This window comes from Polycyclovorans algicola TG408 (assembly GCF_000711245.1).
GTDB lineage: Bacteria > Pseudomonadota > Gammaproteobacteria > Nevskiales > Nevskiaceae > Polycyclovorans > Polycyclovorans algicola.
The window spans coordinates 2,218,831-2,238,786 of sequence record NZ_JOMH01000001.1; the positions used below are offsets into that span (position 1 = coordinate 2,218,831).

16 protein-coding genes and 1 tRNA gene are annotated in these 19,956 nt (G+C 63.9%); 13 read left to right on the plus strand and 4 right to left on the minus strand.

Annotated elements, in window-relative coordinates; all coding sequences use genetic code 11:
- Positions 1-46: 46 nt before the first annotated feature.
- From U741_RS0110675 to U741_RS0110705, 7 genes are all read left to right on the plus strand, one after another.
- A complete protein-coding gene (locus tag U741_RS0110675; protein WP_029890463.1) occupies positions 47-529 on the plus strand; it encodes a DUF456 domain-containing protein in 483 nt (160 codons plus the stop codon).
- A 115-nt stretch (positions 530-644) separates the two neighbouring features.
- Positions 645-2,432, plus strand: coding sequence for an acyl-CoA dehydrogenase C-terminal domain-containing protein (locus U741_RS0110680; protein WP_029890464.1), 1,788 nt, complete (start codon positions 645-647; stop codon positions 2,430-2,432).
- A gap of 159 nt (positions 2,433-2,591) precedes the next feature.
- Positions 2,592-3,185 carry a DUF2845 domain-containing protein gene (locus tag U741_RS18425; protein WP_052378701.1) on the plus strand — a complete coding sequence of 198 codons (594 nt, stop codon included), beginning with the start codon at positions 2,592-2,594 and terminating at the stop codon, positions 3,183-3,185.
- Positions 3,186-3,300: 115 nt separating this feature from the next.
- Positions 3,301-4,605 carry an acyl-CoA dehydrogenase family protein gene (locus U741_RS0110690; protein ID WP_029890466.1) on the plus strand — a complete coding sequence of 435 codons (1,305 nt, stop codon included), beginning with the start codon at positions 3,301-3,303 and terminating at the stop codon, positions 4,603-4,605.
- Between the two features lie 10 nt (positions 4,606-4,615).
- The gene (locus U741_RS0110695; RefSeq protein WP_029890467.1) at positions 4,616-5,824 is read left to right on the plus strand and encodes an acyl-CoA dehydrogenase family protein; all 1,209 of its coding nucleotides are present in this window, start codon (positions 4,616-4,618) and stop codon (positions 5,822-5,824) included.
- A 13-nt stretch (positions 5,825-5,837) separates the two neighbouring features.
- Positions 5,838-6,695 carry an alpha/beta fold hydrolase gene (locus U741_RS0110700; protein ID WP_052378702.1) on the plus strand — a complete coding sequence of 286 codons (858 nt, stop codon included), beginning with the start codon at positions 5,838-5,840 and terminating at the stop codon, positions 6,693-6,695.
- A gap of 39 nt (positions 6,696-6,734) precedes the next feature.
- The gene (locus U741_RS0110705; protein WP_161776178.1) at positions 6,735-7,250 is read left to right on the plus strand and encodes a Crp/Fnr family transcriptional regulator; all 516 of its coding nucleotides are present in this window, start codon (positions 6,735-6,737) and stop codon (positions 7,248-7,250) included.
- A gap of 64 nt (positions 7,251-7,314) precedes the next feature.
- Here U741_RS0110705 and U741_RS0110710 read toward each other — a convergent pair whose 3' ends face one another.
- Both U741_RS0110710 and U741_RS0110715 read right to left on the minus strand, forming a co-directional pair.
- A complete protein-coding gene (locus U741_RS0110710; protein WP_029890470.1) occupies positions 7,315-8,079 on the minus strand; it encodes an SDR family oxidoreductase in 765 nt (254 codons plus the stop codon).
- Positions 8,080-8,088: 9 nt separating this feature from the next.
- Complete coding sequence (locus U741_RS0110715; protein WP_029890471.1) at positions 8,089-8,964, minus strand: bile acid:sodium symporter family protein; 876 nt, start codon at positions 8,962-8,964, stop codon at positions 8,089-8,091.
- 119 nt (positions 8,965-9,083) lie between these two features.
- Here U741_RS0110715 and U741_RS0110720 point away from each other — a divergent pair, with 119 nt between their 5' ends.
- The 6 genes from U741_RS0110720 to clpX all read left to right on the plus strand — a co-directional run bounded on the left by U741_RS0110720 (position 9,084) and on the right by clpX (position 15,139).
- Positions 9,084-10,895 carry a long-chain-acyl-CoA synthetase gene (locus tag U741_RS0110720; RefSeq protein WP_052378704.1) on the plus strand — a complete coding sequence of 604 codons (1,812 nt, stop codon included), beginning with the start codon at positions 9,084-9,086 and terminating at the stop codon, positions 10,893-10,895.
- Positions 10,892-11,440 (plus strand): peroxiredoxin family protein, encoded by a 549-nt coding sequence (locus U741_RS0110725; protein WP_161776180.1) that lies wholly within the window; start codon positions 10,892-10,894, stop codon positions 11,438-11,440. The genes U741_RS0110720 and U741_RS0110725 overlap by 4 nt, the downstream gene beginning before the upstream one ends.
- A gap of 109 nt (positions 11,441-11,549) precedes the next feature.
- Positions 11,550-11,634, plus strand: a tRNA-Leu gene (locus U741_RS0110730).
- A 72-nt stretch (positions 11,635-11,706) separates the two neighbouring features.
- On the plus strand, positions 11,707-13,047 hold the full coding sequence (gene tig, locus U741_RS0110735) for a trigger factor (RefSeq protein ID WP_029890474.1): 1,341 nt from the start codon (positions 11,707-11,709) through the stop codon (positions 13,045-13,047).
- Positions 13,048-13,152: 105 nt separating this feature from the next.
- Positions 13,153-13,776, plus strand: coding sequence for an ATP-dependent Clp endopeptidase proteolytic subunit ClpP (gene clpP, locus U741_RS0110740; protein WP_029890475.1), 624 nt, complete (start codon positions 13,153-13,155; stop codon positions 13,774-13,776).
- A gap of 91 nt (positions 13,777-13,867) precedes the next feature.
- Positions 13,868-15,139 (plus strand): ATP-dependent Clp protease ATP-binding subunit ClpX, encoded by a 1,272-nt coding sequence (gene clpX / locus U741_RS0110745; RefSeq protein WP_029890476.1) that lies wholly within the window; start codon positions 13,868-13,870, stop codon positions 15,137-15,139.
- An 88-nt stretch (positions 15,140-15,227) separates the two neighbouring features.
- Here clpX and U741_RS0110755 read toward each other — a convergent pair whose 3' ends face one another.
- Together U741_RS0110755 and U741_RS0110760 are read right to left on the minus strand one after the other, a co-directional pair.
- Positions 15,228-18,374, minus strand: a complete 3,147-nt coding sequence (locus U741_RS0110755) for an efflux RND transporter permease subunit (RefSeq protein ID WP_052378706.1) — start codon at positions 18,372-18,374, stop codon at positions 15,228-15,230.
- Between the two features lie 83 nt (positions 18,375-18,457).
- Positions 18,458-19,798, minus strand: a complete 1,341-nt coding sequence (locus U741_RS0110760; protein ID WP_029890478.1) for a TolC family outer membrane protein — start codon at positions 19,796-19,798, stop codon at positions 18,458-18,460.
- Positions 19,799-19,956: the final 158 nt, after the last annotated feature.

The following is a 19,956-nucleotide window of genomic DNA, read 5'->3' on the forward strand; positions in this document are numbered from 1 at the left end:
GTGCGTTCGGCGGGCGGTGGCCCTGGCGCCGCATGGACCCGACGGCATGGTTGAGATTCTGCTGTGGTTGCTGGTGGCGGTGCTGGTGCTGGTGGGGCTGGCCGGCGTGATTTTGCCGGTGCTGCCCGGTGTCCCCATTCTGTTCGCCGGACTGTGGCTGGCGGCGTTGGTCGACGATTACCTGCGCGTCGGCAGTTGGACCTTGATCCTGCTCGGTGTCATGACCGTGTTTGCCGTGGCGGTGGACTTTTTGGCCAGCGTGTTCGGCGCGCAGCGCGTCGGCGCCAGCCCGGAGGCCATCTGGGGTGCGCTGATTGGCTCGGTGATTGGCATTTTCTTCGGCCTGCCGGGTTTGCTGCTGGGCCCCTTTATCGGCGCCGTGGGCGGCGAACTGATTGCTCGCGGCGGCCCAGCGCGCGCCACCGAAGTGGGCCTGGCGACGTGGGTGGGGCTGATTGTCGGCACCCTGGTCAAGCTCGCCGTGTCGCTGGCAATGCTGTTCATCTTCATTTTTGCCTGGTTCTGGTGAGCGCCATCGCTTGACGCAGTAAGGCTTATTTGTCTCCCGATTGGCAGCGCTAGCTCGCATAATCACGGCAACGAGATCCGCGATCTCAACCGATTACTTACTCTGGAGCTTGACCATGGGCCAATACACCGCCCCCCTGCGTGACATGCAGTTTGTCCTTCACGAAGTGCTGAATGTGGAGGCCGAACTCAAGGCCATTCCCAAGCACGCCGAGATGGACGCCGACACCATCAACTCGATTGCCGAAGAAGCGGGCAAGTTCGCCTCTGAAGTGATCTTCCCGCTGAACCAGTCGGGCGATGAAGAAGGCTGCACCCTCGACAAGGCCACCGGCGAGGTCAAAGCCCCTGCCGGGTTTGCGGCGGCCTACGCGCAATATGTGGAAGCGGGCTGGCCGGCGCTGGCGTGCAGCAGCGACTTCGGTGGCCAGGACCTGCCCGAAGTCGTCAACAACGTGCTTTATGAAATGCTCAACAGCGCCAACCAGTCGTGGACCATGTACCCCGGCCTGACCCACGGCGCCTATGCGGCGCTGGTGGCGCATGGCACACCGGAGCAAAAAGCCGCTTACCTGCCCAAGCTGGTGTCGGGCCACTGGACCGGCACCATGTGCCTCACCGAAAGCCATTGCGGCACCGACCTGGGTATGTTGCGCAGCAAGGCCGAAGACAACGGTGACGGCAGCTACGCCATCACTGGCCAGAAGATTTTCATCAGCTCAGGCGAGCACGACCTGGCCGAAAACATCATTCACCTGGTGCTGGCGCGCCTGCCGGATGCCCCAGCCGGCACCAAGGGCATCTCGCTGTTCATCGTGCCCAAGTTCATCCCCACCGCCGACGGCGGGCTGGGCAAGCGCAACACCATCAAGTGCGGCGCGCTGGAACACAAGATGGGTATTCACGGCAACGCCACCTGCGTGATGAACCTCGACGGCGCCACCGGCTGGCTGGTCGGTGAGCCGCACAAGGGCCTCAACGCCATGTTCGTGATGATGAACGGCGCGCGTCTGGGCGTGGGCATGCAGTCGTTGGGCCTGGCCGAAACCGCCTACCAAAACTCCGTTGCTTATGCCAAGGACCGCCTGCAAATGCGTTCTCTGACCGGCAAGAAGGCGCCCGACAAGCCCGCCGATCCGATCATCGTCCACCCCGACGTGCGCCGCATGCTGCTCACCCAGAAGGCCCACGTTGAAGGCGCCCGTGCCTTCACCTACTGGACTGGCCTGATGATCGACAAGGAGCACGGTCATCCCGACGAGAAAGTCCGCAACGAAATGGGCGATCTGGTCGCGTTGCTCACGCCCATCGTCAAGGGCTTCATCACCGAGCAGAGCTATGTGTCCACGACCCTCGGCATGCAAGTGTTCGGCGGCCACGGCTACATCAAGGAATGGGGCATGGAGCAGTACGTGCGCGATGCCCGCATCAACATGATCTATGAAGGCACCAACGGTATCCAGGCGCTGGACCTGCTGGGCCGCAAGGTGCTCTCGGACATGGGCGCCAAGCTCACAAAATTCGGCAAGCTCGTCACCGAGTTGGTCAAGGCAGAAAGCGGCAACGAGGCGATGAAGGAATTCCTCGGCCCGCTGGCGGCACTGGGCACCGAGGTGCAGAAAGTGACCATGGAAATCGGCCAGAAGGCGATGAAAAATCCGGATGAAGTCGGCGCGGCTTCGGTGCCCTACATGCACCTGCTGGGCCACTTCGTTTATGCCTACTTCTGGGCGCGTATGGCCAAGGTGGCGTTGGAAAAGCAGGGTGAGGGCGAGTTTTACGCCACCAAACTGACCACCGCACGCTTCTACTTCGCCAAGATGCTGCCGGAAACGGCGATGAACCTGCAGCAGATTCGCGCCGGGGCTGACAGCCTGATGGCCTTGGATGCCGCGAGCTTTTAAAGGCACCGGGACGTCTCACGAGGCCGGGCATCTGCCCGGCCTTTTTTGTGTCCGCTGCCCCGTTTCCTGCCCCGCAATCGCGGGACCATTTCGCCAATAGGTTGACCCGCTCGCCAACCTCAGGCACACCCTGTAGCCGGTTTATTCAGGCAGGTGCAGATGAAACGGCTGGTGATCGTGCTTTGGCTCCTCTCGGGGGTGTGGGCGGCGCCCGTTGTCGCCAGTGACGTGCTGCGCTGCGGTTCACGTCTGGTGCAGACCGGCGCAACACCGGCCGAGGTTCAGGCCCTGTGCGGTGAACCGGTGTTTCGTGACGACTGGGGGGTTGCGCCCACCGGCGGCTTCGGCCCGACGCGGAGCGTTGAGCAGTGGACCTATGACTTTGGCCCCAGCCAACTGCTTCAGGTGCTGCTGTTTCGTGACCAGCAGTTGCAGTCGATCACCGCAGACGGGTACGGCCTGTCGCGGCGACCCGGCGGTGGCTGCCGCCACACCGACATCGTGCCGGGCCTTTCGAAATACCGGCTGCTGGCGCGCTGCGGCGAGCCGACCAGCGCCGAAGCCTTTCACGTGCTGGCGCCGCCACGCCACCCGCGGCATGGCCCCTTCGACCGGTACGGTTACCCGCCGCAGGTGATCGAGGTCTTCCGCGAAAACTGGGTCTACAACTTTGGCCCCGGTACCCTGCAGCGGTTGCTGACCCTGGAAAACGGTCGCGTGGTGACGGTCGACAACGGCAAGCGCGGATTCTGACCCACCCGCTGTAACGCGTGCGCCGGTGGGCCCGTTGCCCGGGCGCTGCGGCCAATCCGGGCGCGATCCTGCGGTTCATACTCGTTATCCCGTTCATCGCACTCCGGAGCTGACAATGGCCAAACGTGACCTCACGGGCAGCGGCCTGGCGTTGGTCAACCGCCTCGCCAAACTGCCGTTCATGCAACGGCCCGGCGTCAAGGTTTTTTCCGAAAAGGCGCTGGCGGTCGGGACCCGCGGCGGCTTTCAGGCCATCAGGGCGGCGCAACAATCGTTCAAGGCGGTCAAGGGACTGGGCCAGCCCGCACGAATGGCCACAGCACCGTCGGCTGAGTTGTTCGACCTGACCCCCAGCGACGAGCAACAGATGCTCATTGATGCGGCGCGCAGCTTTGCCGATGGCGAATTGCGACCCGCTGCAGGCCCGGCCAACGAGGCGTTGGCGGCGCCGGACGCCCTGCTTGCCGCCGCCGATGGCCTGGGCTTCGCCCTGCTCAACATCCCCGAAGCCCTGGGCGGCGCGGGGCAGACGCGCGAGGCCGTCACCAACGTGCTGACCACCGAAGCGCTGGCCTACGGTGATCTCAGCCTCGCCGTGGCCTGTCTGGCCCCCGTCTCGGTGGCCACGGTGCTCGCCGATCTCGGCAGTGGCGAGCAGCAGGCGACCTATCTGTCGGCGTTCACCGGCGAGCGGCTGCCGAGTGCCGCGCTGGCCTTGATGGAACCGCAGCCGCTGGCCGATCCGATACAGCCACAAACCACGGCCATCGCCACCACCGGCGGCTACCGGCTGACCGGCGAGAAATCGCTGGTGGTGCGCGGCGCCGACGCCGAGTTACTGATCGTCAGTGCCATGCTCAAGGACCGACCCCATCTGTTCATCGTCGAAGGCGGCAGCGCCGGGCTGAGCGTGGCGCCCGAACCGGCGATGGGCCTGCGTGCCGCCAGCACGGTGCGCCTGAAGCTGGACGACGTGGCCGTGCCGGCGCGTGCCCTGTTGGGCGATGCCGACAGTCTCGAAGGCGTGGTGCTGCGCTCACGGCTGGCGTGGCGCGCCCTGGGCTGTGGCACCGGCCGGGCGGTGCTGGATTTCGTGATGCCCTATGTCAACGAGCGTCAGGCCTTCGGTGAGCCCATCAGCCACCGCCAGTCGGTCGCCTTCGCAATCAGCGACATGGCCATCGAACTGGAAGGCCTGCGGCTGCTCACGCTGTGCGCCGCCAGCCGGCTCGATGCCGGCCAACCCGCTGCCCGCGCGCTGGCGTTGGCGCGGCAATTCACCCAGCACAAGCTGGCGAAGATCGGTTCGGACGGCGTGCAACTGCTCGGCGGCCACGGCTTCACCAAGGAATATCCCGTCGAGCGCTGGTACCGCGATCTGCGGGCCTGCGCGGTGATGGACGGCGTGCTCGTCGTTTGAGGAGAACAACATGATTCATCTCGAAACCCCGAAAAAATTCAGGCCGCTGGTCAAGCAGGCGCAGCAGGTCGCGCAGGAAATCTTCCGCCCCAACTCGCGTCATTACGACCGCGCCGAACACGAGGCGCCTCAAGAGCTGGAACTGCTTGCCGCGCTGCTCGATGGCCTGAATGCTGCCGGCGGCACCAGCGGTGCGGGCGCGGCCGGCGTGCGGCGCGACGACACCGGCGACGCAAACAACCGCAACGGCGCCAATCTGAGCACCGTGCTGGGCGTGATGGAATTGTGCTGGGGCGACGTCGGGCTGCTGCTGGCCATGCCGCGACAGGGCCTCGGCAACTCGGCCATCGCCTCGGTGGCCACGCCCGAGCAACTCGAGCGCTTCGCCGGCCGCTGGGCCGCGATGGCGATCACCGAGCCGCACTGCGGCAGCGACTCGGCGGCGATCCGCACCACCGCCAGGCTAGACGGCGATCACTACGTTCTGAACGGCGAAAAGATCTACGTCACCAGCGGTGAGCGCGCCGATCTGGTGGTCGTCTGGGCGACCCTGGACAAGGACGTGGGCCGCGCGGCGATCAAGAGCTTCGTGGTCGAAAAAGGCATCCCCGGCTTCGAACTGGTGCGGCTGGAACACAAGCTCGGCATCAAGGCCTCCGACACCGCCGCGTTCGTGCTGAAAGACGTGCGGGTCCCTAAGGAAAACCTGCTGGGCTCGCCCGACATCGACGTGGGCAAGGGGTTTGCCGGGGTCATGCAAACCTTTGACAACACCCGGCCGCTGGTGGCCGGCATGGCGGTGGGGCTGATGCGCGCCTGCCTCGATGAAACCCGCGCGCAGCTTGAGGTCGCCGGCATCGAGATCGACTACGGCGCTCAGCCGTCCCGCATGTCATCGGCCGCCGCGCAGTTCATCGCCCTGGAAGCCGACTATGAGGCAGCCCGCCTGCTGACCCTGCAGGCCGCGTGGATGGCCGACAACCGCAGGCCGAACTCGCTGCAGGCGTCCATCGCCAAGGCCAAGGCCGGGCGGGGTGCCGTCGACGTGGCGCTGGGCTGCATTGCGCTGCTCGGTGGCGCCGGCTTTAGCGAGCACCACTTGCTGGAAAAATGGGCGCGCGACGCCAAGATTCTCGATATCTTCGAGGGCACCCAGCAGATTCAGTTGCTGATTATCGCCCGTCGATTACTGAACAAGTCATCTGCTGAACTCAAATAAGGATTGACCTCGCATGGCCGAACTGGCTGCCGTCACCACCGGGCGCTTCTGGCTCGACGATTCGCAGATTGCCTACGAACGCTGGGGCCGCGCCGGTGACCCGCCACTGATCCTGCTGCACGGCATCCTGCTGGACTCGGGCATCAATCGCGGGCTGGCGCGCAAGATGGTCCGCGAGGGCTACGAGGTGGTGTTGCTCGACTTTTTCGGCCACGGCCGCAGCGACCGCAGCAGTGATCCCAAGGACCACCGCGCCGACTTTTACGCCGAACAGGTGCTGGCCGTGATGGACCATCTGGGCTTCAACAAGGCGGTCATCGGCGGCGTTTCGCTGGGCTGCATCGTGTCGCTGCACGTCGCCCACAAGGCACCCGAGCGGGTGCAGGCGATGCTCCTCGAAATGCCGGTGATGGAATGGTCGGCGCCGTGGGCCATCATCATGCTCGGACCGCTGCTGGTCAGCTCGCGCTATCTGCCGTTTCTGCAAGGGCCGTTCGCCCGCTGGCTGGCCAAACGTCCGCGCCCGCGCAACGAAGTCGCAGCGTCAGTGATTAACACCCTGTCGATGACGCCGAGTCATATGGCCGCGGTGCTGCACGGCGTCCTCGTGGGTTCGATCGTGCCGACCGAGCAGCAGCGCCAGAAACTGACCATGCCCACGCTGATCATTGCCCACGCCCGCGACCGGCTCCACGAGTTTCAGGACGCTTACGTGCTCCACCAGGAGCTGTCGCAGTCGCGTCTGCTCAAGGCCAACAGCATTCTTGAATTGCGCCTCAAACCGCAGCGACTGTGGCCGCAGATCAGCCAGTTTTTGCAGGATGTGAAGCCCGGCAAGAAGCGGACGGCCGGGCGACGCAAATCGGTGTGAGCGGCGCCTGCATCACATTGCGGAAGCGGATGAATGCGAGTGCTATTCTTCGAACATCACTCGTCGCGGGGAGCTCGGATGGACGTTGCGAAGGCCTTGGGTTCAACGCTGCTGTTCCAGGATTTCTCACCTGAGGAACTCGCATTACTGGCGAGTACGACCGTCGAGGAAACACTCCCGGCCGGCGAGACCCTGTTTCGCGAAGGTGACATCGGCAATTCGATGTTCGTGATCATGCTCGGCGGCGTGAAAGTCATGAAGCGCAACGAACACGGTGACGACGAGGAGCTGGCACGGCTCGGCAGTGGTGACTGCTTTGGAGAGATGGCCGTGCTGGATTCCGGTCACGCCCGCATCAGCACGATCTCGGCGCTCGAGCAGACCACCCTGCTGGTGATTTCGCAGCCGCAGGTCGAAGCTCTTTGCGCGCGGCACAGTGGCTTTGGCCGCAGTTTTTATCGCGAAATTGCCCGCAGACTTTCTCGTCGCCTGAGCATAACGTCCAGTGATGTGACGCACTACCGAGCGCTGTGGCGCAGCCTCCGCCGTCACTGAGACCAGGGCTGGCAAGCGCCTGGTGCTGCCACTGCCACTGCCAGCCGTGCCACGGCGCAGTCAGTCAACTCAGAAACCCGCCATCCACGGTCAATGTCGTGCCCGTGACATAGCTCGCCGCATCCGACACCAGATACAGCACGGCCGGCGCGATCTCGTTCGGTTGGGCGACCCGGCCCAGCGGAATGCTGGGCAGAAAGTGATCGAGCATCTCCTGGTTGGTGGTGAGGGCCGACGCGAATTTGGTGTCGGTCAGGCCGGGCAGCACGGCGTTGACCCTGATGCCCCACGGCGCGCATTCGCGGGCAAAGGCCTTGGTCATGTTGATGACCGCTGCCTTGGTGATCGAATAGATCCCCTGCATCGGGCCCGGCGTCACACCATTGATGCTGGCGATGTTGACGATGGCGCCCTCGCCGTTGCGCTGCATCAGTTTCGAGGCTAATGCGGCCAACTCGAAATAGCCCTTGACGTTGACCTGCAGGGTTTTGTCGACCATGCCCATCGGCGTGTCGCTGATGTGGCCGAAGTAAGGATTGGCAGCGGCGTTATTGACCAGAATGTCGAGCCGCCCGAAGCGTTGGTCGATTTCGGTCACCAAGCGCGCCAGCGCCTCGGAATCACCCTGGTGCGCGGCGATGGCTGAGGCCTTGCCGCCGCCGGCGATGATGGAGGCGGCCACGGCGTCAAGGTCGGCCTGCTTGCGCGATGACAGCACCACGTGGGCGCCCTGTTCGGCCAGCAGTCGGGCGGTGGCTTCGCCGATGCCGCGCGAGGCGCCGGTGACCAGTGCGATTCGGTCTTTCAGGTCAAAAAGCTGGGTCGGCATCTCGGGTTCTCAGGGTTGCGGAGCGGGGATCTTTTGTCGGCCAATGGCGATCAGCAGTGCACCGAAGCCGTACATCATGATGCTGTATACCGCCGCTGGCACCGCCATCTCGCTGTTGTCGAGGATCGACAGCGCCACCAGCAGGCCCACCGTGCCGTTCTTGATGCCCAGCTCGGCCGACAGGGTTACGCAGTCGCGCCAGCTCAATCCGCTGAGGCGCCCCGCGAAAAAGCCCAGGCCAAAACCGATGACATTCAGTGCCGCGCACGCGGGGCCGGCCTGAACCAGTAGACCCAGCAGATTCTCGCGATTGGTGTAGGCCAGCCCCACCACCAGCAGCACCAGCACCAGCGCGCCGAACAGGCTCACGCCGCGCTCGGCCAGCGCCGCGAGGTTGGCATTGCGGGCGCGAATGAGCATGCCGATGGCCACCGGGATGAGCGTGATGACCGACAGCATGATCACCGTCTGCAGGAACGGCAGCGTCAGTGGCACCTCGGTTTCGGCACCGAGGCGGGCCATCGCCAGATTCACCCAGAGCGGCAGCGTGACGATGGTGGCGAGGCTGGCAATGACCGTCAGCACGATCGACAGCGCCACATTGCCGCGACCGAGAAAGGTGATCAGGTTCGACGTGGTGCCGCCAGGACAGGCGGCCAGAATCACCACGCCGATGGCCACCGCCGCGCTCAAGCCCGGCAAGCCCGCCAGCAACAGGCCGACCAGCGGCATCACCAGCAACTGCAACACGGTGCCGATGACCGCACCGCGCGGCGCTCTGGCCTCCCGGGTGAAGTCGTGCAGGGTCAGCGTCAGCCCCATGCCGATCATGATGATGAACAGGGCAATGGGCAGCCCTATGGCGATCAGCGGACTCTGTTCCATCGAAGCTCCCCGGGGTTGGCTTTTGTCGCCGTTATGGTTGTCGGATTAGCCTACCGCCTCGGCGATCTGCAGTGGCATCATCATTGACCACTACGATAACAACGACGAGGACATCCGCCATGGCTGCAAACTCCGACCCCGCTGGCGATCGCGTCACGCTTCGCGCGCTGGTGCGCGGCGCCATTGCCGGTGCCGGCACCACGCCGAGGTTGGCCAAAGGCCTGTGGAACCTGGCAACCCTACGCCCGACCTCGAAAAAGTCGATAGGTCTGTTGCTGCAACAGCAAGCCGCCAAAACGCCCGAGGCGGTGGCATTGGTCTTCGAAGGACAGGCGTGGACTTATGCCGAGCTCAACGCCTGGGCCAACCGGTTTGCGCAGGTGCTGCAGCAGCGCGGAATCGGCGCCGGTGACACGGTCGGCATCTTGGTTGAGAACCGGCCGCTGGTCCTTGCCGCGGCGCTGGGTACCGTCAAGCTCGGCGCGGTGGCCGCAATGCTCAATCATCAGCAGCGCGGTGAAGTGCTGGCGCACTCACTGAGCCTGACCGGGCCCAAACTGATGCTGGTGGGCGAGGAGTGCGCCGCGGCGTGGAAGTCGGTGACCGCCCTCAAGCAACCCGCCAAGCCGGCGGTGCTGTGGGATGGCGAGAAAGCGCCGCGTGGTGCAGATCTGCTGGCCCCGCTGATGACCGAGGCCCCGGCCGACAACCTGCGCGTGACCGCCACCCTCACCGCGTCGAGCACCTGTTTTTACATCTTCACCAGCGGCACCACCGGCCTGCCCAAGGCCTCAAAAATGACCCACTACCGCTGGCTGCGTGGCATGGCGGGGCTCGGGCAAATGGGCCTGCGGCTGACCGCCGATGACCGACTCTATTGCTGCCTGCCGCTTTATCACAACAACGCACTCACGGTGAGCCTGGGCGCGGTGTTGGGCTCAGGTGCCAGCCTGGCACTGGCCCGCAAATTCAGCGCCACGCGATTCTGGGATGACGTGCGCAAGGCCGACGCCACGGCGTTCTGCTATATCGGCGAGCTCTGCCGTTACCTGGTCAACCAGCCGCCGTCGGTCAAGGATCGCCAGCACCGAGTGCGGGCGATCATCGGCAACGGCTTGCGGCCAGAAATCTGGGACGCGTTCCAGTCACGCTTCGGCATCGCCAATGTCAGCGAGTTTTACGGCGCCAGCGAGTCGAACCTGGCGTTCGTCAATGGTTTCAACCTGCAGCGCACGGCGGGCTTTTGTCCCATGCCGTTTTCGGTGGTGCGCTTTGACCATGACGGCGAGCAGCCGCAGCGCGGTGACGACGGCTACCTTGAAGAGGTCAAGGCCGGTGAGGTGGGGCTGTTGATCACCGAGGTCACCGAGCGCACGCCGTTCGACGGCTACACCGACCCCAAGGCCACGGAAGCCAAATTGCTGCGCGACGTGTTCGTGCGCGGTGATTGCTGGTTCAACACCGGTGACCTGGTACGCGACCAGGGGTATCGCCACATCCAGTTTGTCGACCGTGTGGGCGACACCTTTCGCTGGAAAGGCGAAAACGTTGCCACCACCGAGGTCGAGGCCGCATTTGCCGGTATTGATGGGGTGGAGCAAGCCGTGGTCTACGGCGTGGCGGTGCCCCATGCCGAGGGTCGCGCCGGCATGGCGGCGCTGACGCTCAGCGGCGAGTTCGACGGCGGGGCGCTGGCCGACGCGCTGGGCCGCAAGCTGCCGGCGTACGCGGTGCCGGCGTTCATCCGCATCAAAGCCGAGCAGGACACCACCGCCACGTTCAAGTACCGCAAGGTGGACCTGAAGCGTGAGGGCTTCGACCCGGCGCAAGTCAATGACCCGCTCTACGTGCGCTGGTCGGCCAAGGGGCCCTTTGAGCCCCTGACCACCGAACACCTGAACGCGATCAATGGCGGACAATGGCGCGCATGAACACATGCGCAAACCGGCTGCGGGCCGTCTGGCTGGTCGTGTTGATGGCGCTGCCGACCGGGGCAATGGCAGCCCCGACCGGTATCCCGCCAGGCAGCGAAGCCCCCGAAATCGCCGGGCCGATGTTGCGCGGCGAGCCGCTGCGCCTTAGCGGCCTGCGCGGCAAGGTGGTGCTGGTCGATTTCTGGGCGTCGTACTGCGGCCCGTGCATTCTGGCCATGCCCGAGATCAACCAGATTCGCGCCGACCTTCACGCCGCCGGGCATGCGGACGCTTTTGAAGTGGTGGGCGTGGCGATGGACCGTGAGCCCGAAAAAGCCGAGCAGTTTCTCAGCCGCGTGCCGGTGGACTACCCGATCATCATCGACACGCTGGGGCTTGCAGCGCATAGCTATGGCGTCTGGCGCCTGCCGGCGACCTACCTGATCGATGCCGGCGGCACCATACAGCGCATCTGGTATGGCTTTGGCGACACCTTTGCCGCCGACATTCGCCGCCATGCGCTGACCTATCTGGCCGCTGCCGAGGACGGCACCAAACCCTGAGCGGCGCTTGTTGGCGGGGCGCTGATATACTTTCGCGCTGTTTTGCACGGCATTATTTTGATTGTCAGGCCCGCCTTTTCGGGGCCGGTCATTGAAAGGAAGGCCGCGCGCGAGAGTGGCGGAATTGGTAGACGCACTGGATTTAGGTTCCAGCGCCGCAAGGCGTGCGAGTTCGAGTCTCGCCTTTCGCACCACCCCATCATCCCTGGCGCCTGCTGCTGCGGCAGGATTGTTCAGTTCACTTACGAGTTTTCGAGTCGAGTCCTATGGAAGTCACGCTTCACACGCCCGGCGGCCTGCGCCGCGAATTGCACGTCCGGTTGCCAGCCGAGCGCCTTACTGATGCCGTGAATGATCGTCTGAAGCGCATGTCTGCCCGCGCCAAGGTGCCTGGGTTCCGGCCTGGCAAGGCTCCGCGCAAGGTGCTTGAGCAGCAGTACGGCGAGGCCGCACGGTTTGACGCCATCAACGATCTGGTCAATGCCAGCTATCCGGCGGCCGTCAAACAGTCAGGCGTCACGCCGGCCGGTCAGCCGCAGATCGACATCACCACCGAGAAGACCGGTGAGCCGCTGGAATACGTGGCCAAGTTCGAGATCTATCCCGAGGTGGTGCTCAGTGGTCTGGAAAGCATCCAGATCAACAAGCCCGATGTCACCGTCACCGACGCGGATATCGACCGCCTGATCGACAATCTGCGTCGCGCCAAGCGCGTCTTCGCGCCTGTCGAGCGGGCCGCCGAGAAGGGCGACAACGTCACCATCGACTTCGTGGGCAAGATCGACGGCGAAGCATTCGACGGCGGCAGTGGCAGCGACGTGAAGGTGGAGCTCGGTGAAGGCCGCTTCCTGCCCGACCTTGAAAAGGGCATTGAAGGCCATGCGGCGGGCGAAAATTTCTCGGTTAAGGTCGACTTCCCCGAGGACTACCGTGCCGAAGCCCTGCGCGGCAAGCAGGCACAGTTTGACGTGAACCTGAAACAGGTTGAAGGCGCCGAGTTGCCCGACATTGCCGATCCGGAATTTCTTAAGAGCCACCAGATCGACCCCGAGGGTGGCGTCGCCAGTCTGCGCGAGAAATGCCAGACGGCCTTGCTCAAGGAGCGCGACAAAGCGGTGCGCAACAACGTCAAGCAGCAGGTGATGGAAGCGCTGCTCAAGGCCAACGACATCGAAGTGCCCGAAGCGCTGGTGACGGCCGAGCTGCCACGCATGCAGCAGGAAGCGGCCCAACGCATGGGTCTGCAAAACCTTGAACAGATTTCGCCCGAGCAGCTCGACCAGATGATGCCGGCCAGCCTGTTCGAGCCGCAGGCCAAGCGCCGCGTGGCGCTGGGGTTGCTGGTGGGTGAGGTCATCAAGACCCGCGAGATCAAGCTCGATGCCGATCGCGTCAACGTCGAGATCGAACAAATCGCCGCCGATTACGACTCGCCCGAGCAGGTCAAGCAGTTTTATCAGTCGCGCCCCGACCTGCTGCAGGGCCTGCGCGCCATGGTCCTCGAGGACCAGGTGGTCGACAGCCTGGTGGCCTCGGCGACGGTCAACAGCGTGACGCAGTCGCTGGAAGACCTTTTGCGACCACAGCAGCAGGGCCAGCCTGGCTGATGTGACCCGTTGGGTCGCTGGCCCCGCGTCACCGACACGGTCCGCGAATGCACGCGCATTCGCGGACTGCGTTATTTTTGTGCTTCCCTAGTTCAAGACCTCAACATGACCTCTTCTCTGACTGCCGCCTCCCTCGTGCCCATGGTCGTGGAACAGACCGCTCGCGGCGAGCGCGCATTCGACATCTTTTCGCGCCTGCTGAAAGAGCGACTGATCTTTCTCACCGGGCCGATCGATGACGGCGTGGCCAACCTTGTGGTCGCGCAGTTGCTGTTTCTTGAGTCGGAGAACCCCGACAAAGACATTCACATTTACATCAACTCACCCGGCGGCGTGGTCACGGCCGGGCTGTCGATCTACGACACCATGCAGTTCATCAAGCCCGACGTGGCGACGATCTGCGTCGGCCAAGCGTGCAGCATGGGGTCTTTCCTGCTGGCTGCCGGCGCCAAGGGCAAGCGCTATTGCCTGCCCAACTCGCGGGTGATGATTCACCAGCCCTCGGGCGGCGCGCAGGGTCAGGCAACCGACATCCAGATCCAGGCCAAAGAGATTCTCTACATCCGCGAGCGACTCAATGCGCTGCTGGCCCATCACACCGGGCAGCCGCTGGAGCGCATCGAGCGGGACGTGGAACGCGATTACTTCATGACCGCCGACGCGGCCAAGGACTATGGTGTGATCGACAGCATCATCGACAAGCGCCCGGCGGCGCCAACCACCGAGTGAGGGTCTCAATGCAACCGCTGACCCGCGTCCGGCCCGGCGATTGCAGTGAGAAAAGGTCTATGACGAGACAAACCAGATACCGAGGACGCCCATGAGTCACGAAGCCAGAAGCACCGGCGGACGTGTTCTGTACTGCTCTTTCTGCGGCAAGAGTGAACACGAAGTCCGCAAGTTGATCGCCGGCCCGTCGGTCTATATCTGCGACGAGTGCGTGGACCTGTGCAACGACATCATTCGTGAAGAAGTGCAGAGCAAGCCCGTCTCGACTGGATTGCCCAAGCCGCACGAGATTCGCGCGGTGCTCGACGAATATGTCATCGGTCAGGACATCGCCAAGAAGATTCTGTCGGTGGCGGTCTACAACCACTTCAAGCGCCTGTCGACCCAGGGCGCAGCCGACGGCATTGAAATCGCCAAGTCCAACGTGCTGCTGATTGGCCCCACCGGGTCGGGCAAGACCCTGCTGGCCGAGACGCTTGCGCGGCTGCTGGATGTGCCGTTCGCCATTGCCGATGCCACCACGCTCACCGAAGCCGGTTACGTCGGTGAAGACGTTGAAAACATCATCGCCCGACTGCTGCAGAAGTGCGATTACGACGTCGAAAAGGCCCAGCGCGGAATTGTCTATATCGACGAAATCGACAAGATCGCGCGCAAGTCCGAGAACCCGTCGATTACCCGGGACGTGTCCGGCGAGGGCGTGCAGCAGGCGCTGCTCAAGTTGGTGGAAGGCACCATCGCCAGCGTGCCGCCGCAGGGCGGGCGCAAGCATCCGCAGCAGGAATTTCTGCAGGTCAACACCGCCAGCATCCTGTTCATTTGCGGTGGCGCGTTCCCCGGCCTAGACAAAATCATCACCCAGCGTACCGAGAAGACCGGCATCGGCTTCAATGCCGACGTCAAGTCAAAGAAGGCGGCCAAGGCGCAGAATGACCTGCTCCGTCAGTTGGAGCCGGACGACTTGGTGCGCTACGGCCTGATCCCGGAATTTGTCGGCCGCCTGCCGGTGGCGGCGGTGCTCGACGAACTCGACGATGCGGCATTGATGGCGATTCTCTGCGAGCCGAAGAACGCGCTGGTCAAGCAGTACGGCAAGCTGTTTCAGATGGAAGGCGCGCAGCTGGAGTTTCGAGATGACGCCCTCAAGGCCATCGCCAGTCGTGCGCGTGAGCGCAAGACCGGCGCCCGTGGCCTGCGCACGATTCTTGAGAACATTCTCATGGACGTGATGTATGACCTGCCGTCGATGACCAATGTCTCGAAAGTGGTGGTCGACGAGGCCGTGGTGCGGGGCGAGGTCAAGCCTTTCATCGTTTACGAAAACGCCGAGGCCAAGCGCGAGAGCAAGAAACCTGCCGCTTGACGGCGCCTATTTTCATTGACGCCATCGGCTCGAAGGACAAAGCCGCGCCCATCTCCGGGCGCGGCTTTTTTGTGACCCTGATGCGCTTTTAGGTCTGACGCGTTGCCGGGGGCGATGGCGCGCGGGCGCCTGTTTCGACTTGCTCGCGGTCATACAGGGCGTCCAGCGCATGTTCGCGCTGGTTGGGCGAGCCGGTTTTACGGCACAAGAGCGCGTAGAAGCACGGCACAACCACCAGGGTGATGACGGCCGACAGGGCGACCCCACCAAAGACCACCAGACCGAGAATCATCCGCGCCTCAGACCCTGCGCCGCTGGACAGGATCAGCGGCACGGCGCCGGCGACGGTCGACAGTGTGGTCATCAGGATGGGGCGTAGCCGAATTGCCGACGCCGTGATCAATGCCTCGTCGAAGGCCATGCCGGCATCGCGTTGCTGGTTGGCAAACTCGACAATCAGGATGCCGTTTTTCGCCGCCATACCAATCAACATCACCATGCCGATTTGTGAATAGATGTTGAAGGACTGATCGAAGGTCAGCAGCCCCAACAGCGCGCCGAAGATCGCCAGCGGCACGGTGGACATCACCACCAGCGGATGCACGAAGCTCTCGAACTGCGCGGCCAGCACCAGGTAGACGACCAGTAACGCCATGCCGAACACGAGGAAGATCGACTGTGCCGAGTCCTTGAAGTCGCGGGATTCGCCGCTGTAGTTCACCTGCACCTGCTCGGGCAGCTCCTCGCGGATCAGGGTTTCGAGGTCTTCCAGCGCCTCGCCCAGCGTATAGCCGGGCGCCAGGCCTGCCGACAGGGTGATGGTCCGCACCCGGTCAAGGCGATTGAGCGTGGCGGCGGCCGCGACCTCGCGGGTGCTGACCAGCATTGCCAGCGGCACCAGTTCGTTCTGGCTGGAGCGCACGTAGATTTCGTCGAGCACATCGGGGCTGCGGCGCGCGTCATCGGGCGCCTGGATGAGCACGTTGTATTCCTCGCCGTCGTCTTCGTAGGTGGTCACGCGGCGACCGCTCATGAAGGTTTCCAGCGTCTGCGCAATTTGCAGGTTGGTGACGCCCAGGTCGGCTGCCTTGTCGAGATCGATGTCGAGTTCGATCTGCGGTTTGGTGGCGCGGTAGTCCGAATCGAGTCGCACCAGGCCGGGCAGCTCGTCGGCGGCGCGCGCCAGGACGCGATCACGCCATTGCGCGAGCTCGTCGAACGTTCCGCCGCCGATGGTGACCTGCACCGCTTGCGTCAGCCGCAGGCCGAAGCCCTGACGCGGAATCACGAAGGCGCGCGCGTCCAGCAGATTGGCCACTTCACGACCCACCTCCTCGGCAATGACGTCGGTGCCACGGCGGCCGCTGTCCCAGTCGGACAGGGTGGCAATCACGAAGCCACTGTTGACCTCGTCGCCGCTGCCAAAGCCGGGGACACGTACCAGCAGACGTTCAATTTCTCCGCCAAGGCGGGTGACCAGCGGGGCTTCGACCTCATCCATGACGTCGAGCATCGCCGGGAAGCTGGCGCCCTCCGGGCCGACGACGCTGATGAAGAATCCGCCGCGGTCTTCAAAAGGCACGAATTCCTGCTTGACCAGGGTCATGAAAAGTGCGCTCGCGCCCAGCAGCAGCAGGAACAGGGCAACGCCGATCCAGACGCGCGTAATCAGCGTTTCCAGCAGCCGGGTATAGGCCGCACTCAGTCGGTTGAAGAGGCGATCAATCAACGTCGGTTCCGAGTGCCCGTCCGATTTTTTCGCCTTGAACAGGGCACTGGCCAGCACCGGTGCCAAGGTCAGGGCGACGATGGACGAGCAGAACACCGATGCTGCGAGCGCCAGCGCGAATTCACGGAACAGGCGACCGACCTGTCCATCAAGGAACGCCAGTGGGGTGAACACCGCAATCAGTACGGCCGTGGTGGCGACGATGGCGAAGCCCACTTCACGGGCGCCGCGATAGGACGCCAGCAACGGCGGCTCACCGAGCTCGAGACGGCGATGAATGTTCTCGATCATCACGATCGCGTCATCAACCACCAGACCAATGGCCAGCACCAGCGCTAGCAGGGTGAGGATGTTGATTGAAAAGCCGAACATGTAAAGAAAAATGAATGAGGCCAACAGCGAGATCGGTACCGTCACCGCCGGAATCAACGTCGCCTTGATGCTGCCGAGAAACAGGAAGATCACCACCACAACCATCAATGAGGCATAGATCAGGGTCTTGATCACTTCGGTCAGCGCGCCCTCGATGAACTCGGATGAGTCGAAGTTGAGCTCGATGTTCATGCCCTCCGGCAGGGTCGCGCGCAGACGCTCGACCTCGGCGCGGGCGTCTTTGGCGACCGACAGGGTGTTGGCGGTGGAGGTGCGCAGCACGCCCAGACCCAGCGACAGCACGCCGTTGGCCTTGAACGAGGTGCGCGGGTTTTCGGCGCCGCGCAGCACGTGGGCGACATCGTCCAGACGGGTCACAAAACCATCATCACCACGGGCGATGACCAGATTGCGAAACGCCTCGGCGCTCTCGAACGCCCGCGGGGTGCGCAGGGTGAACTCGCGCTGCAAGGACTCGATGCGGCCGGCGGGGCGTTCGACATTCTGGTTGCGCAGCGCGTTTTCGACGTCCTCGGCCGTCAGCCCGCGCGCCGCCAGTTCGTGGCGGTCAATCTCGACACGCATCGCGTAATCGAGGCTGCCGCCAAGACGGACGTCGGCGACGCCGTCGATGGTTCTGAGCTGGTCGAGGATGTAGCGGTTGGCGTAATCCGACAGTTCAAGATTGCTCAACCGGTCGCTGGTCAAGACGAACCAGACGATGGGCGAGGCGTCGGCGTCAGCCTTCTGGATGCGCGGTGAGTCGGCCTGCTCGGGCAGTTCACTGAGCACGCGCGATACGCGGTCACGGACATCGTTGGCACCCGCGTCGATGTCGCGAGACAGCTCGAACTCGATGTTGATGCTGCTGCGGCCTTCCTGTGAAGCGCTGGTGATGCGGCGCACCCCTTCGATGCCGGCGAGCTGGTTTTCCAGAATCTGCGTGACCTGGGTTTCCATGATCGCGGCCGAGGCGCCGCTGTAGAGCGTTTCGACCGACACCACCGGAATATCGATGTCGGGGTATTCGCGCACCGACAGCTGGGCAACAGAGAAAATGCCGAACACGACGAGCAGCAGGTTGAGCACGGTGGCGAAGATCGGACGCTTGACCGCTTGATCAGACAACCACATGGACGGCTCCGCGCTCAGGTTCAGCGGCGCACGGGCGCCGCAGCTTCACCAAGGCTATGAAGGGCGCCGGGCGCCAGGATGATTCAGGGCTGCAGGTACTGGTCAAACTCACGCAGGTCAGAGACTTCAAGCTGGCCAGCGGCCGCTTTCAGGCGCAGCACGCTCAACAGGTAGGCATAGCGCGCCTCGGCCGCGTTGCGCTCAGCGGAATACAGCAACTGTTGGGCATCGAGTACGTCGATGGCCGTGCGCGTGCCGACTTCCAGGCCGGTTTCGCTGGCCTCGAGTGCCGTGCGACTGGAGCGCACCGCCTGCTCCAGCGCTTTGACGCGTGCGGCGTTGGAGTTGACCGTTTGGAAGGCGTCGCGAACATCACGCTCGACCTGCCGTTGCAGGCTGAGCAGCTCGGCCTCGCGTTGCATCAGCACGCTACGCGACTGGTCAACGCGCGAACTCACGGCAAGGCCGCTGAAGATCGGCACCGAGAACTGCAGACCGATGCTGGTGCCGCTGCTGTCCGAGGGAAACACGCCGGTTTCGGAGCGACCGTTGGTGTAGTCCGCGCGCGCGCTGACGGTGGGCATACGGCCGGCGCGGTTGATGTCGACATCGGAACTGGCGAGGTCGACCGCGTAGTGCCCGCTGAGCAATGTCAGGTTGTTGTTGAGCGCGGACTCGGTCCAGAGGTCGGGGTTCGCCGGATTGGGCGCGGGCAGGGGAATAGATTCCTGCAGCGGCCGCAGTTCACCAATGCCATCACCGGCAATCTCGGCGAGTGACAACTCGGCGACTCGGACCTGGCGCTCGGCATCGATGATCGTCGCCTGCGTCAGATCGAAGCGCGCCTGCGCCTCTTGCACATCGGTGATGGCGGCCAACCCGACCTCGAAGCGTTCTTTGGCCTGGTCAAGCTGGCGCCCGACCGCTTCATTCTCGGCGCGGGCGAATCGCAGAAAATCTTGCGCCGCGAGCACGTTGAAGTAGCCGGTGGCCGCGCGCTCAATCAGGGTTTGTGACACCAGCGCGTACTCGGCTTCGGCCAGCGCAACCTGCTGTTTGGACTGATCGAACTGCCGAAATGCCGCGAGATTGAACACCGCCTGTTCCAGCGCGACGCTGATGTTGCGGTTGGTTCCAGTGCGGGTTTGAGGCGGCTGGCCGGACAGCTCGGTTTCGGAGTCGCTGTAGGTGTAGTTGCCGGTGGCGCCGAGCTGCGGCAATAGCGCGCTGCGTGCCAAAGGTGTGGCATAGGTTGCAGCATCGCGCTGGTAGGCGGCGGCGGCCAGCGTGGCGTCATGATCCGTGGCGCGCAGGTAAACACCGCTGATGGATTCCTGGGCCATCGCATGGCCACTCACCATGGCCAGCGTGACGCCGCCGGCAAACGTCAAGACGATCGAGTGCAGCGGGCGCTTCAGACGCATAGGGTTACTCACTGTTCGCGAAGTGGGGATTTGCTGCCCTTGCCGGCGCTGGAAGAGCCGCCGCTGTTCAAACCCGCCCCGAGAAGACCGCGTCGTCGGCAAGGCGTTCCGTTCATCGACATCAATAGAGTCGCGCCATCGACTTCGCGGCTTAGAAG

Bases quoted from the DNA above. Each gene is read 5' to 3' on its own strand.
- U741_RS0110675 (WP_029890463.1), top strand. From the start codon at position 47: ATGGTTGAGATTCTGCTGTGGTTGCTGGTGGCGGTGCTGGTGCTGGTG.
- U741_RS0110680 (WP_029890464.1), top strand. From the start codon at position 645: ATGGGCCAATACACCGCCCCCCTGCGTGACATGCAGTTTGTCCTTCAC.
- U741_RS18425 (WP_052378701.1), top strand. From the start codon at position 2,592: ATGAAACGGCTGGTGATCGTGCTTTGGCTCCTCTCGGGGGTGTGGGCG.
- U741_RS0110690 (WP_029890466.1), top strand. From the start codon at position 3,301: ATGGCCAAACGTGACCTCACGGGCAGCGGCCTGGCGTTGGTCAACCGC.
- U741_RS0110695 (WP_029890467.1), top strand. From the start codon at position 4,616: ATGATTCATCTCGAAACCCCGAAAAAATTCAGGCCGCTGGTCAAGCAG.
- U741_RS0110700 (WP_052378702.1), top strand. From the start codon at position 5,838: ATGGCCGAACTGGCTGCCGTCACCACCGGGCGCTTCTGGCTCGACGAT.
- U741_RS0110710 (WP_029890470.1), bottom strand. From the start codon at position 8,079: ATGCCGACCCAGCTTTTTGACCTGAAAGACCGAATCGCACTGGTCACC.
- U741_RS0110715 (WP_029890471.1), bottom strand. From the start codon at position 8,964: ATGGAACAGAGTCCGCTGATCGCCATAGGGCTGCCCATTGCCCTGTTC.
- U741_RS0110720 (WP_052378704.1), top strand. From the start codon at position 9,084: ATGGCTGCAAACTCCGACCCCGCTGGCGATCGCGTCACGCTTCGCGCG.
- U741_RS0110725 (WP_161776180.1), top strand. From the start codon at position 10,892: ATGAACACATGCGCAAACCGGCTGCGGGCCGTCTGGCTGGTCGTGTTG.
- tig (WP_029890474.1), top strand. From the start codon at position 11,707: ATGGAAGTCACGCTTCACACGCCCGGCGGCCTGCGCCGCGAATTGCAC.
- clpP (WP_029890475.1), top strand. From the start codon at position 13,153: ATGACCTCTTCTCTGACTGCCGCCTCCCTCGTGCCCATGGTCGTGGAA.
- clpX (WP_029890476.1), top strand. From the start codon at position 13,868: ATGAGTCACGAAGCCAGAAGCACCGGCGGACGTGTTCTGTACTGCTCT.
- U741_RS0110755 (WP_052378706.1), bottom strand. From the start codon at position 18,374: ATGTGGTTGTCTGATCAAGCGGTCAAGCGTCCGATCTTCGCCACCGTG.
- U741_RS0110760 (WP_029890478.1), bottom strand. From the start codon at position 19,798: ATGCGTCTGAAGCGCCCGCTGCACTCGATCGTCTTGACGTTTGCCGGC.